General features: G+C 54.6%; 12 protein-coding genes. 3 read left to right on the top strand and 9 right to left on the bottom strand.

All coding sequences use genetic code 11. The annotated features are described in order from the left end of the window. Position 1: 1 nt before the first annotated feature. Both OTG14_RS21955 and OTG14_RS21950 read right to left on the bottom strand, forming a co-directional pair. Positions 2–691 (bottom strand): LrgB family protein, encoded by a 690-nt coding sequence (locus OTG14_RS21955; RefSeq protein ID WP_024906731.1) that lies wholly within the window; start codon positions 689–691, stop codon positions 2–4. After that, the gene (locus OTG14_RS21950; protein WP_267215746.1) at positions 684–1,094 is read right to left on the bottom strand and encodes a CidA/LrgA family protein; all 411 of its coding nucleotides are present in this window, start codon (positions 1,092–1,094) and stop codon (positions 684–686) included. The genes OTG14_RS21955 and OTG14_RS21950 overlap by 8 nt, the downstream gene beginning before the upstream one ends. Positions 1,095–1,196: 102 nt before the next feature. On the opposite strand from OTG14_RS21950, the gene OTG14_RS21945 reads away from it, so the two are divergent. Beyond that, positions 1,197–2,084 (top strand): LysR family transcriptional regulator, encoded by an 888-nt coding sequence (locus OTG14_RS21945; protein ID WP_024906729.1) that lies wholly within the window; start codon positions 1,197–1,199, stop codon positions 2,082–2,084. Positions 2,085–2,165: 81 nt separating this feature from the next. Here OTG14_RS21945 and OTG14_RS21940 read toward each other — a convergent pair whose 3' ends face one another. From OTG14_RS21940 to soxR, 4 genes are all read right to left on the bottom strand, one after another. After that, a complete protein-coding gene (locus OTG14_RS21940) occupies positions 2,166–3,812 on the bottom strand; it encodes a Na+/H+ antiporter (protein WP_024906728.1) in 1,647 nt (548 codons plus the stop codon). 150 nt (positions 3,813–3,962) lie between these two features. After that, positions 3,963–5,312 (bottom strand): guanine/hypoxanthine transporter GhxP, encoded by a 1,350-nt coding sequence (gene ghxP, locus OTG14_RS21935; protein ID WP_032650612.1) that lies wholly within the window; start codon positions 5,310–5,312, stop codon positions 3,963–3,965. Between the two features lie 294 nt (positions 5,313–5,606). Then, positions 5,607–6,278, bottom strand: a complete 672-nt coding sequence (locus tag OTG14_RS21930) for a glutathione S-transferase family protein (protein ID WP_267215745.1) — start codon at positions 6,276–6,278, stop codon at positions 5,607–5,609. 288 nt (positions 6,279–6,566) lie between these two features. Continuing rightward, positions 6,567–7,025 carry a redox-sensitive transcriptional activator SoxR gene (gene soxR / locus OTG14_RS21925; protein ID WP_008503388.1) on the bottom strand — a complete coding sequence of 153 codons (459 nt, stop codon included), beginning with the start codon at positions 7,023–7,025 and terminating at the stop codon, positions 6,567–6,569. Between the two features lie 98 nt (positions 7,026–7,123). Here soxR and soxS point away from each other — a divergent pair, with 98 nt between their 5' ends. Next, the gene (soxS, locus tag OTG14_RS21920; RefSeq protein WP_008503387.1) at positions 7,124–7,450 is read left to right on the top strand and encodes a superoxide response transcriptional regulator SoxS; all 327 of its coding nucleotides are present in this window, start codon (positions 7,124–7,126) and stop codon (positions 7,448–7,450) included. Positions 7,451–7,456: 6 nt separating this feature from the next. Here the strand turns inward: soxS and OTG14_RS21915 are convergent, their stop codons facing one another. Together OTG14_RS21915 and OTG14_RS21910 are read right to left on the bottom strand one after the other, a co-directional pair. Continuing rightward, positions 7,457–9,022, bottom strand: a complete 1,566-nt coding sequence (locus OTG14_RS21915) for an EAL domain-containing protein (protein WP_024906725.1) — start codon at positions 9,020–9,022, stop codon at positions 7,457–7,459. Between the two features lie 338 nt (positions 9,023–9,360). Then, a complete protein-coding gene (locus OTG14_RS21910; protein ID WP_024906724.1) occupies positions 9,361–10,764 on the bottom strand; it encodes a sensor domain-containing diguanylate cyclase in 1,404 nt (467 codons plus the stop codon). A 490-nt stretch (positions 10,765–11,254) separates the two neighbouring features. Here OTG14_RS21910 and OTG14_RS21905 point away from each other — a divergent pair, with 490 nt between their 5' ends. Continuing rightward, on the top strand, positions 11,255–11,536 hold the full coding sequence (locus OTG14_RS21905; RefSeq protein ID WP_008503385.1) for a YjcB family protein: 282 nt from the start codon (positions 11,255–11,257) through the stop codon (positions 11,534–11,536). 61 nt (positions 11,537–11,597) lie between these two features. On the opposite strand, the gene ssb1 is transcribed toward OTG14_RS21905, so the two are convergent. Next, the gene (gene ssb1, locus OTG14_RS21900; protein WP_023310055.1) at positions 11,598–12,128 is read right to left on the bottom strand and encodes a single-stranded DNA-binding protein SSB1; all 531 of its coding nucleotides are present in this window, start codon (positions 12,126–12,128) and stop codon (positions 11,598–11,600) included. Positions 12,129–12,352: the final 224 nt, after the last annotated feature.

The following is a 12,352-nucleotide window of genomic DNA, read 5'->3' as shown; positions in this document are numbered from 1 at the left end:
CTTAAAACATCACCCACGCCACCAGCGGTGCAACCAGCACCATCACCACGCCCGACAGCATCATCACCAGGCTCGCGACAACGCCCTCCTGCTGCCCCAGCTCATAGGACCGTGCCGTGCCCGCGCCGTGCGACGCCGCGCCGAACCCTGCCCCTTTCGCCATGCCTTCGCGAATGGAAAGCCGCAGGAACAGCATATCGCCCACCGCCATCCCAAAGACGCCCGTCACCACCACAAACAGCGCCACCAGGTCCGGCTGCCCGCCGAGCGGTTTTGCCGCCGCCAGCGCAAACGGCGTGGTCACCGAGCGCACGGCCAGGCTGCGCTGAATTTCATCGGGCAGCGTAAACAGTCTCGCCAGCCAGACGGAGCTACAGACCGCGACCACCGTGGCGGTGATCACCCCTGCGCTGAGCGACATCCAGTGGCGTTTGATAATCGCCAGGTTGTCGTAAACGGGCACGGCAAAGGCGATGGTCGCCGGGCCGAGCAGCCACAGCAGCCAGTGGGATTCGCCAATGTAGTTCTGCCAGGAAATGTGGCCAAAGACCAGCATCAGCACCAGCAGGATCGGCGTGAAGACCAGCGGCATCAGCGGCAGGGCGTGAAAACGACGATACAGCCGCTTGTTGGCAAAGTAGATCCCGAGCGTCGCAATCAGGCACAAGACGCTGATCTGAAAGTTAGTCATGTTTGTGCCTGCTGATTTCAAAGCGGTAGACTTTATCCACCACCCAGGCGGTCGTCCCCAGCACCATCAACGTACTCAGCGCGATCACCGCAAAGATTCGCCAGCCGTCTACCATCAGCAGCTGCGCATAGTTCACCACCGCCACCACGGCGGGGACAAAGAACAGCAGCATTTCCGCCAACAGCCAGCGCGCCCCGGCGCGCACCCAGTTAAGGGGGATCACGCGACACAGAATAAGCGTCAGCATCAGCAGCATCCCCACCAGGTTGGCAGGCAGCGGCAGGTGGAGCCAACCGACAAGATATTCGGCAAAAACAAACAGCCCCGCGTAGAGCAGTACCTGAAGCGGGACCTGGAGTCGTTGAACAACGGCAGGCGTAACACGGCTTAACGCCACGGCCATGGGGGTTTTCCTCAAAAATGAGACGAGGCGCCAGTATAGTGAGCGCACGGTATGGACTGAAATGAATTAAAATCATCAAAGGTATAGTTTCGAGGAATAATCATGGACATAAGAACGCTGCGCTATTTTGTCGAAGTGGTTCGTCAGCAAAGTTTTACCCGCGCAGCGGAGAAGTTGTTTGTCACCCAACCCACTATCAGCAAGATGCTGAAAAACCTCGAAGATGAACTGAACTGTACCCTGCTGATCCGCGACGGGCGCAAGCTGCTGCTGACCGACACCGGACGCGTGGTGTTCGAACGCGGGCTGGCGATTCTGGCGGAGTTCCGCCAGCTGGAAGCGGAGCTGGACGATATAAACCATTTGACCAAAGGGGTGCTTCGCCTCGGCATTCCCCCGATGGTCGGCATGATGATGGCCGGGCCGATCAGCCTGTTTCGCCAGCGTTATCCCGGCGTAGAGCTGAAGATTTCGGAGTTTGGTGGGTTAACCGTCCAGCAGGCCGTCACCAACGGCGAGCTCGACGTAGCAATGACCGCCCTCCCCGTTGAGGAAGAGAGCGGCCTGGCGACGCTTCCGCTCTTTAGCCACCCGCTGTGCGTGCTGGTGCCCCGCTCCGGCGACTGGCTGAAGAGGGAGTCGGTGAAGCCTGAACTGCTCGGCGAGCACCCTCTGCTGATCTACAACGAAGACTTCGCCCTCAGCCGCCAGCTGATGACGCTGTTTAACCAGCATAACGTGAAGCCACGCATTGCGGTGCGCAGCGGGCAGTGGGATTTCCTGGCGGCGATGGTGCAGGCCGGCGTGGGGATTGCCATTCTGCCGCAGCCGATTTGCGAGCGTCTGGATAAAAACACGCTGCGCTGGATCCCGCTGGAGAGCGATCTACACTGGCAGTTGGGGATGATCTGGCGTGAAGGGGTGTATTTGTCGCAGAGCGCGCAGGCGTGGCTGCAGTGTTGTGAGGGTTTTTGGGTGCGGTCTGAATAGTGCCCGGTGGCGCTGCGCTTACCGGGCCTACGTTCGAACCGTAGGCCGGGTAAGGCGAAGCCGCCACCCGGCAAAACAGCGCTACTGATTCTCTATCAACAGCGCTTCCAGCAGGTCCAGATCGTGCAGCAGCTTTTGCAGCGTCTCGTTGCTGATCTGGCGCGTGGCGCGCAGGTGATACAGCTCGGCACGCTCGGAGCGCAGCGCCGCCAGACGGAACCGACGCTCAAGGTTCTCCTCCTGCAGCGAGCTTTCCACGTCGTTACGCCCGTCCGCGCGACGGCGCAAGTTACCAATCACGCGGGAACTCACTTCCGTCAGCAGCTGATTGTCGATGTTCTCTTCCGCATCCGCGGCCAGACGTTCTTCCATTTTCTGGATAGCGACAATCGCCACTTCGGCGGTAGCCGCCCGCGCAATACGCTCCTCTTTATGCTGCTGGGTCGAATCACCGGCATCAATATGCTGGAGTAAAATCGGCAGCATAATCACGCCGACAAACAGTGAGAACAGAATCACGCCCGCCGCCAGGAAGACCAGCTCGTAGCGCGCCGGGAAGACGTCGCCCGTCGGCAGCAGCAGCGGAATGGAGAGGACACCGGCAAGGGTGATCGCCCCGCGTACGCCCGCAAAAGAAGCAATCAGCAGTTCACGCGTTGTCCACGAGCCGAACTCCATCGGCTTTTTCTTCAGGAAACGGACGCTGAAGTTTTTCATCGTCCACAGCCAGCCGAAACGCACCAGCATCAGCGCCAGGTAGATCAGCACGATGTCGGTAAACAGCATCCAGACCTCAACGTTCGGGTCGGCTTCGGCCGCCACCAGCGAGGATTCCATAATGCCCGGCAGCTGCAGACCCAACAGCAGGAACACCATGCCGTTAAAGACAAACTCCAGCATGGCCCAGGTGCTGTTGGCACGCAGACGCATGGCCAGCGGCGCGCGGCGCATCACACCGGAGCGGGTAATGGTCATCCCTGCCGCCACTGCCGCCAGAATGCCCGACACGCCGATATGTTCGGCAATCAGATAAGAGGCAAACGGCAGCAGGAACAGCAGTACGATCTGCGTAGCGGGTTCATCGCCGCCCCAGCGGCTGAGGAAGCGCAGCGAGCGGCCGTACAGCCAGCTCACCACGAAGCCCGCGAGAATACCGCCAATCGCCACCTTGAAGAACTCCAGCGTCGCGCCGCCGACGGTAAAGACCATCGTGCCCATCGCAACGGCCACGGCAAACTTCAGGGCAACCAGGCCGGAGGCGTCGTTCATCAGCGCCTCCCCCTGTAAAATTCCCATAATTTTCTTCGGAATACGGCCTTCACCCACAATGCCGGACAGCGCCACGGCATCGGTTGGCGACAGCACGGCGGCCAGCGCAAAAGCCGGTATTAACGGAATGCCCGGTACCGCCCAGTAGATCAGAAAACCAATCCCGACGACGGTGACCACCACCAGCGCCAGCGCCAGGCCGAAGATCTCTCGCCCGTGCTCAAGGAATTCGCGCGTGGGCGTTTTCCAGCCATCGGCAAACAGCAGTGGTGGGATAAACAGCACGAGGAACAGTTCGGGGTCAAATTCCACGTGCAGGCCAAACGTCGGCCACGCCAGCAGCGCGCCGATGGCAATTTGCATTAATGGCAGGGGGACCTGAAAGGGCAGTACGCGTGTAACCACCCCGGATAGCGAGACCACAAGGGTCATGATGAGTATTGTGAAGAAGATTTCCATGCGTTCCCTGTTTGCTGTGTTGCTTATGTACTCCGGAAGGCGTCGTGCCTTTTATTCTATCTTCCCCAGAGTAACGCAAAAGGCAACAGGATGAGTCCTGAAAATAAAAACGGGCGGCCTGAGCCACCCGTTTTCGCATCAAAGGACAACTTAGATTGCCCAGCCGCCCGCGTAGAACGCCACCAGCGCAACGGCGATAATCACGGTGCCGATATTCAGCTTGCGCCACTCACCGGAGACCAGACGACCAATCACCAGCGACGCGAAGCCGATCATAATGCCGGTCACGATGTTACAGGTCAGCACGATGAAGACCGCGGTAATCAGGCCAGACATGGCGTCCACGAAATCTGCAAAGTCGATTTTCGCCACGTTGCTCAGCATCAGCAGGCCAACGTACATCAGCGCTGGCGCGGTCGCATACGCCGGAACCAGATAGGAGAGCGGAGAGAGGAACAGGATCAGCATGAACAGCACGCCGACGGTGATCGCCGTCAGGCCGGTTTTACCGCCTGCCGCCGTACCCGCTGCGGATTCGATGTACACCGCCGCAGGCGCCGCACCCACCAGGCCAGAGAAGACGCTGCTCAGGGAGTCAGTGGTCAGCGCTTTGCCGCCATCAATAATCTGACCGTCTTTATCCAGCAGGTTCGCCTGACCGGCCACCGCGCGGATGGTACCGGTCGCGTCAAACACCGCGGTCATCACCAGCGCCAGCACGCTTGGCAGGATCACCGGGTTCAGCGCACCGACGATATCCAGGCTGCCAATCAGGGAGTTGCCTTTGTCATCGCTCAGCGACGGCATGGCGAAAATGCCGGAGAAATGGACGTTCGGATCGAAAATCAGGCCGACAATGGAAACGCCGATAATGGTCAGCAGAATGCCGCCCGGCACTTTCAGTTTTTCCAGACCGATAATCACCGCCAGGCCGATCAGCGACATAATCACCGGGAAGCTGGCAAAGTGGCCCAGCGCCACCGGCAGACCGTCCAGCGGGTTCTTGATGACCAGACCGACGCCGTTGGCGGCGATCAGCAGCAGGAACAGGCCGATGCCGATACCGGTACCGTGCGCCACGCCCTGCGGCAGGTTGCGCAAAATCCAGCTACGGATGCCGGTCGCTGAAATCACGGTAAATAGGACACCCATCAGGAACACGGCACCCAGCGCAACCGGTACGCTGATGTGCTGACCCAGCACCAGGCTGAACGCGGTAAACGCGGTCAGAGAGATGGCGCAACCAATCGCCAGCGGCAGGTTCGCCCACAGGCCCATCACGATGGAGCCTACGCCGGCCACAAGGCAGGTTGCCACAAAGACAGCCGCTGGCGGGAAGCCCGCTTTGCCCAGCATGCCCGGCACAACGATGACGGAGTAAACCATCGCCAGAAACGTTGTCAAACCGGCAACGATCTCCTGGCGCACGGTGCTGCCGCGAGCCGAAATTTTAAACATGGCGTCAAGTGAACCGCCAGTACGCGCAGATGGCGTAGACATAGAAAACATCCCCTGAGAGTTTTTTAGGAAGTCCGTAAGCGAGGTGGAGACGCCGCTGCCAGCTAAACGTCAAATCCTTGTGTTGCGTTTGCGACGAAAGGGCGTCACAAAAAAAGCAAACGTTTAGCTCCGCGCTTACAAACGGGTGGTCAAATTAAGGCAAACGATTATCTAGCGTAATCCCCGCCCTTTTCAACTGAACTTTATCGTTTTTCGCTAAAATTCACTTATGATGCTGAAGAAATAAACAGAGGATGCGCAAACGTTATCGTCTATGCGCAATTTGTTTACATTTCAGTCCTCGCCCGGGATAGATAACGGCCCCCCTTGCTCCAGGGTTCTTTGCCAGCCAGGGCTGCTCTCAACTTTTGTCTTCCAGGCCTGAATATGCGGCAGATTAGCGATACCGCCGCGCGCCAGCAGGGCAAAGATCGGAAAGCTCATCTGAATATCGGCCATGCTGAGCGCATCCCCGGCAAACCAGCTGTTTTTGGCAAGGTGCGACTCAATAAAGCGCGCATGGGTTTCCAGCTGACGGTTGAGGTACGCTTTCTGCACCCCCTGCCCCAGCGCTTTGCCCAAAGTTCTGATACCAAACGGCACCGGCGGCTTGCCGAGGCTGTTGAAGACCAGCTTCATTAACAGCAGCGGCATCAGGGATCCTTCCGCGTAGTGCAGCCAGAAGCGGTACTGCACCTTATGCGCCGGATCTAAAGGCTTAAGCCGCGACTCAGGATCGTACGTTTCCTGCAGATACTCCAGAATGGCGCCTGACTCTGCGAGGATCAGTCCGTTATCTTCGATGACCGGTGATTTGCCCAACGGATGCACTTTTTTGAGAGCCTCAGGTGCCAGCATGTTCTTTTCACGCTGATAGTGAACGATCTCATAAGGCAGGCCGAGTTCTTCCAGCGCCCAGATCACGCGATGCGAGCGCGACTGGTTTAGGTGATGTACCGTGAGCATGGTTTTCTCCTGGTTATTCATACTTTTTAACTATAGAAAATTGAACAACACCGCGAAAAAAATTCGGCTAAAAACCGGTCAGCGAGGCTGGCGAAAAAACGGGTCTTGCATAGAATTAAAGTGTCAGCACAATCCGGAACCTCCCCAACCAGCTCGACACGAGGGGTGCTGACGTCGGGGGAAACCCTCCCGTGAACCAGCGGGATAGAGTGAAAGACAAAGACCGGGAAAAACTAAAGCGCCCTTATGTGGCGCTTTAGTTCTTTATGTGCTTTTTGCCGCGCAATCTCAGTCCTCTTCCAGCAACCGTGCCCCCGTCCCCTGCTCGCCCAGCTTGTCCCCGGGGTTACGCAACGGACAATCGCTCCGCGACAGGCAGCCGCAGCCAATGCAGCCATCCAGTTCGTCACGCAGCGCGACCAGCGTATGGATACGCCTGTCCAGCTCTTCGCGCCACTGGGATGACAGCTCTTTCCACTCTTTCGGGCTCAGCGTGTGCCCTTCCGGCAGCACGCCAAAGGCCTCGCCGATCGTGGCCAGGGGAATTCCGATTCGTTGCGCAATTTTGATAATCGCCACGTAGCGGAGCACGTCGCGGGTATAGCGACGCTGGTTTCCTCCGTTACGGATACTCTTGATTAACCCTTTGCTTTCATAGAAGTGGAGCGCCGACACGGCAACGCCGCTTCGCTTTGCCACTTCGCCGGGGGTTAAAAGCGCTTTAATTCGCGGCAATCTCTTTTCCATAAAACCTCTTTACCTCAAGTTAACTTGAGGAATTATACTCCCCCGCAGAGAAAACGACGAATTAACCGAGATAGTTGTATCTACAGAGGGGCAACCTTATGTCGCATCAGCAGATTATTCAGACGCTTATTGAATGGATTGATGACCATATCGACCAACCGTTGAACATTGATGTGGTCGCTAAAAAGTCGGGCTATTCGAAATGGTATTTACAGAGAATGTTCCGCACGGTCATGCATCAGACCCTGGGTGAGTACATTCGCCAGCGCAGACTGCTGCTGGCGGCGCAGGCGCTACGCTCAACGCAGCGGCCAATTTTTGATATCGCGATGGATCTTGGCTATGTGTCGCAACAAACCTTTTCCCGCGTGTTTCGCCGCGAGTTTGACCGCACGCCGAGCGACTATCGCCACCAGTTGAATTAATGAATATCAGTGCAAAGGTTGCTGCTGCCAGGTCATAAATTCCTGGGGCGGCATCGCTTTCGCGAAGTGCCATCCCTGACAAAACTGGACGCCGCGCTTCAACAGCCAGCTCACCTGCTCTGCCGTCTCTACCCCTTCCGCAATGGTTTTCAGCCGCAGGCTTTGCGCCATCTCGATAATATGCTCGGCGATCAGGTGGCTGGTGCTGTTGGTCGTTAAGGTATCGATAAACGATTTATCGATTTTCAGGATATCCACGTTCAGCGAGTAGAGGTTGTGCAGGTTCGAGTAACCGGTACCAAAATCATCAATCGCGACTTCATAACCCGCCTGACGGAAAGCCTGTATCACCGGCGTGGTTTTTGGCACATCGATAAAACCGCGTTCCGTCACTTCTATTTTGATTTGCTGCGCACGGACGGCGTAGTGGCGAGCCTTCTCGGAAATCATGGCGATCAGCCGCGAGGAGTGGAAATCCGTGGCCGACAGGTTAATCGAAATATAGAGATGGGGATGCTCGGCCAGGAAATGACCCAGATCGCTGAACACCTCTTCAACGACATAGTCTGTGATCCGCTCGCTCATCCCCTCATTTTCTGCCAGCGGAATAAACTCCGCCGGACTCATCACCTGCCCGTTAAAACCAGGCCAGCGTAATAACGCCTCCGCGCCCACGCACCGGTTGTTCTTGATATCAATAATCGGCTGATAGTGTACGCAAAGCTGTCGTTTGGTCAGTGCCCGGTGCAGTAAGCGCCCCGGCGAATTGAGCTCACGATGTGTACGGGACCATACCAGCAAAATAATAATGCTGCAGATCATGCCCAGCGGCAGCGTCAACGTCGCCTGGTGATAAAGCGTTTCATAAAAGCGTTTATTCGATGTCGATACAATGGCCGCAATCGGTCTTTTGGGGGAACTTACGATCGTATAAAAGCGGTTATCTTTTTGAAATACCGATTCCTTATCCCGAATCATCGAATTTAATAAAGAAACATTGGCTTTCTGGCTGACGGAAAAGAAAGCATTGGTTACCGTGTCGTACACTCCCCATGAGAGAGAATGATCCGCGGACATGACTTCGCTGTATGAAAGTGGATTGACGACCACCACATAATTTCCGCGCTGCATATATGTCATTTTATAACCAGTATAAAATGGGGTATCGCGATAATAATAGATAGCGACGTCAGGTTTACGCGTGTAATTAGCGACAGGAATAGCGTAGGGATGATCCGGTGTAAAAACGGTCGAACAAAGAAAATTCTGACCTTGAGCGTAAATTAAATCGGCGACAAACAGCCGGCCACGAACAACGTTCAGCATATATTGACGATGTCCCGGCGTGCAAAGCTCACCCTGATATTTTTCAGCCTCGTCCCGGGCCAGATCAACCTGTTGAATAACCAGTTCTGTTTTGTCTAAAGCCAGTTCAGCAAATGTCCGTAGCTGGGCGCTTGTTTCAGATACGGCGCGTAGCTGGGCAAACCATAGCGCAAGCATCACAGGCAGCATAACTACCATGATGATCCCTACCACCCTGAGCATTTTGCGCCGCGCGCTACGATTCATTTCCCGCCCTATATCCCTGCATGTTGTACGCCTGTAGTAATGAAGGCCGGATGCTTTGTTAAACAGGTGATTACGTTGCATGAATCATGCGAAGTTAGCAACTGACTTTTCGTATTAAAAATCTTAAATTTCGTTATGACGATAATATTTTCCCGTAAGCTAAACTGTAAGTATTCGTTCCGTTTCAATTAAGGAAAATAATTATCCAGCCCGCAAGGGCGGTGGGAAGATAACACAACAGACGATTGTTGATTAAGCCAAACTTGTAACAGCTCGAAAAATCATAACCTCGACATGGCATTTCATGCTATTTGTTCGGGCGTATTTTGTTCGTTGATTTATAAATAATCAGCTGCCACCACCGTTTTTCCTCGTCCCGAATGCTTGGCCTCATATAATGCTTTATCGGCACGCCTCAGCAGGACTGAAGTATCCCGCTGTCCTCCGCTTACTTCCACAACCCCGGCACTAAATGACAGCGACAGTTTTCTCTCCCCCACGGCCAGCGGGTTGGTTTGCAGAAAGGTGCGCAACCTGGCGGATAACTGCGCAGCGCCATTGCCGTTTGTTTGCGCCAGCAAGAGCAAAAACTCTTCTCCTCCCACGCGGCCTAATGCCGAATCTGAAGGTGATAACTCACGGATCGCGTTACAAAAGTGAAGGAGCGCCGCATCACCCACCGGGTGCCCCCACTCATCGTTGATCTGTTTGAAGAAATCCAGGTCAAACATCAGGACGCAAAAATGGCTGTTAACCTCATGCCGGGCACTGGCCGCCAGCGCAAGCTCAAGCTGCTGCAAAATCGCCGAACGGTTAAAGCAGCCGGTGAGATCGTCAGTAGTGGCTTTTACCTGCAGCTGCTGCTCGGCTTTTTTCCGCTCGGTGATATCCAGCCCAATATTGAGGATAGAGTTGTCCGGCAACAGAATGTTGGACCACAGCACCGTCAGCGGGGTCCCGTCTTTGCGTAGCGGATGCCACTCATACATATCCTTCAGCGGCGAGACATTGACCGACTCTCTTACCCGCCGCCGCTCTTCAGGGTCAGGATAAAACAGCGAAAGCGGATCGGCATGTTCCGCGATCTCCGCCATCGTCCAGCCGAATACTTTTTCACATTCGGCATTCCACAGCACGCAGCGGTTAAATTTGTCGAAAGAGTTCATTAAAACCGGGGCGCGTTCAAAAAGCGTCTTATATTGCGTCACGACACGCTGCATTTCCTGGGCAGTTTTCTCCCGGGCAATAATTTCCGCGAAATAGTCTTTTAATTTTTCGACCAGCACCACGACGATATTTTTCAGAATTGGCAGAGAAGAGAGTCGTTCATCAAACGCTAAAAAGAAATAGCCACTGCAGTGCCAGTTATGGGTTGAAAGTTTGCACAAGACACCGCTATGCAACTGCGCATAGCCCGGGTGCTGAGGAGGAAATAACGCACGGCCAATATTCTCTTTCCAGTAGACCACCCGCCATGAACGATGATGCCGCTGGAGCAGGGTGTCCGCCAGGAAATCGGCCACTTCGAAGGGATGGCAGGTCATCTCCCCGGCGCATACCACGCGCTGTAGCCCGTCATCACCATTAACGCTTACCCAGGCAAGACTTGCGCCCAGCGCGCGACTGATGGTCGTCAGCATGTCGGTCAGAGAACATTGAGCATGAAGCTGAGGCATCAGCTTAGCCAGCGCATGCAACGCTTGCATGCTGTCATTAACAATCTCACGTCGGTTTTCTTTCATTTTTTTCGCTGATTATCAGGCGATAAACCGGACGCAACTTTCTTCAGATTCGAAAAATCGACAAACCAACGCACAGGCTGAATCTCAGCGTAGCGAATTAAAAACAACGTTGTGTGTAATTAAAAACGTACAAAGAAATAAAAAAATAATTAAATTCAAAAACCTGAAAGGTTAGCTGCGAGTAAAATTAATTGTCCACTCAAGCATAAGCCATAGGGTTATTGCTGTAAACATTGTACAGTGAGCATCCTTTTGCATCAGTTTTGCTATCTTAATGAATTCATTATAAAGAGTGCGGGAACTGGAGAACTTAGCCAGCAAAGATATATTTTCACTCAGACACCCACTGATTCTCGGCAACTATGAATCACCCGTTTTTCATCACCCCGGGACTGGCGAATAAAGCAGCAAACGTGATATAGTTCACACATATAGTGTAACGAAAAAATCTGTTTCATTCAGTTCGTCTGTTTTGTTGAGGATGGGTTTTATGGCAACCATTACTACCAGCATGGTTCTCCTGCGCTGGCCTTTGTTGAGTGCGGTACTGATGTTTTTGGCCAGCACGCTGAACATTCAGTTTCGTAAATCTGACTACGCGGGTCTCGCTGTCATCAGCACCCTGCTGGGGCTGGGTGCAGCCTGCTGGTTTGCAACGGGTCTGCTTGGCATCACTCTGCTGGATATCGCCGCCGTCTGGGAAAATATTAAAGTGGTGATGGTTGAGGCGATGAGCCACACACCGCCAGACTGGCCGATGGTCATTACCTGATCCCTTCATCAATAAAAAACCCAGACGATGGTCTGGGTTTTTTGTTTTAAGTACTCGGAAATCAGAACGGAATGTCGTCGTCGAAATCCATTGGCGGTTCGTTAGACGGTGCCGGAGCAGACTGCTGCTGCGGGCGAGACTGCGCGCCACCGCTGAACTGGTTGCCGCCCTGCGGCTGCTGAGGCTGACCCCAACCGCCCTGCTGCTGGCTCTGACCGCCACCTGCCGGTGCACCGCCGCCCTGACGGCCACCGAGCATCTGCATGGTACCGCCCACGTTAACCACGACTTCAGTGGTGTACTTCTCAGCACCGGACTGATCGGTCCATTTGCGGGTACGCAGTTGGCCTTCGATATAGACCTGAGAACCTTTACGCAGATACTCACCGGCCACTTCGGCCAGTTTGCCAAACAGCACAACGCGGTGCCATTCGGTCTGCTCTTTCATCTCACCGGTCGCTTTATCACGCCAGGATTCGGAAGTAGCCAGCGTAATGTTGGCAACTGCGCCACCACTCGGCATGTAGCGTACTTCCGGGTCCTGGCCCAGATTACCGACGAGAATCACCTTGTTTACGCCTCTGCTGGCCATGTTCGTGTCTCCTGAATACGTTTCTTAATAGTGTAAACGCGCGAGTGTACCATTTCCACGCGGCAATTTGCATAGTTGCGTAGTCGGTTCAGAAATCTCTCGCGAACGTGTCATTGTTACACAGAGAATCAGAAAATGCATTCCAATACTGTATATTCAAACAGGTTAAATTGTGTCATAATTAGCCGTTTCTGACAGCCGTTTGTCCTTCAAACAAATCAGGC

The organism is Enterobacter pseudoroggenkampii, from assembly GCF_026420145.1.
Taxonomy (GTDB): Bacteria; Pseudomonadota; Gammaproteobacteria; order Enterobacterales; family Enterobacteriaceae; genus Enterobacter; species Enterobacter pseudoroggenkampii.
Note: the sequence above shows the minus strand (reverse complement) of the source record. Positions and strands in the feature narration are given on the sequence as shown.

What these genes read in the sequence shown, in the direction of transcription:
- OTG14_RS21940 (WP_024906728.1), bottom strand. Translation starts at nt 3,812, where the DNA reads ATGGAAATCTTCTTCACAATACTCATCATGACCCTTGTGGTCTCGCTA.
- ghxP (WP_032650612.1), bottom strand. Translation starts at nt 5,312, where the DNA reads ATGTCTACGCCATCTGCGCGTACTGGCGGTTCACTTGACGCCATGTTT.
- OTG14_RS21930 (WP_267215745.1), bottom strand. Translation starts at nt 6,278, where the DNA reads ATGCTCACGGTACATCACCTAAACCAGTCGCGCTCGCATCGCGTGATC.
- soxS (WP_008503387.1), top strand. Translation starts at nt 7,124, where the DNA reads ATGTCGCATCAGCAGATTATTCAGACGCTTATTGAATGGATTGATGAC.
- OTG14_RS21955 (WP_024906731.1), bottom strand. Translation starts at nt 691, where the DNA reads ATGACTAACTTTCAGATCAGCGTCTTGTGCCTGATTGCGACGCTCGGG.
- OTG14_RS21910 (WP_024906724.1), bottom strand. Translation starts at nt 10,764, where the DNA reads ATGAAAGAAAACCGACGTGAGATTGTTAATGACAGCATGCAAGCGTTG.
- OTG14_RS21945 (WP_024906729.1), top strand. Translation starts at nt 1,197, where the DNA reads ATGGACATAAGAACGCTGCGCTATTTTGTCGAAGTGGTTCGTCAGCAA.
- ssb1 (WP_023310055.1), bottom strand. Translation starts at nt 12,128, where the DNA reads ATGGCCAGCAGAGGCGTAAACAAGGTGATTCTCGTCGGTAATCTGGGC.
- OTG14_RS21950 (WP_267215746.1), bottom strand. Translation starts at nt 1,094, where the DNA reads ATGGCCGTGGCGTTAAGCCGTGTTACGCCTGCCGTTGTTCAACGACTC.
- soxR (WP_008503388.1), bottom strand. Translation starts at nt 7,025, where the DNA reads ATGGAAAAGAGATTGCCGCGAATTAAAGCGCTTTTAACCCCCGGCGAA.
- OTG14_RS21915 (WP_024906725.1), bottom strand. Translation starts at nt 9,022, where the DNA reads ATGAATCGTAGCGCGCGGCGCAAAATGCTCAGGGTGGTAGGGATCATC.
- OTG14_RS21905 (WP_008503385.1), top strand. Translation starts at nt 11,255, where the DNA reads ATGGCAACCATTACTACCAGCATGGTTCTCCTGCGCTGGCCTTTGTTG.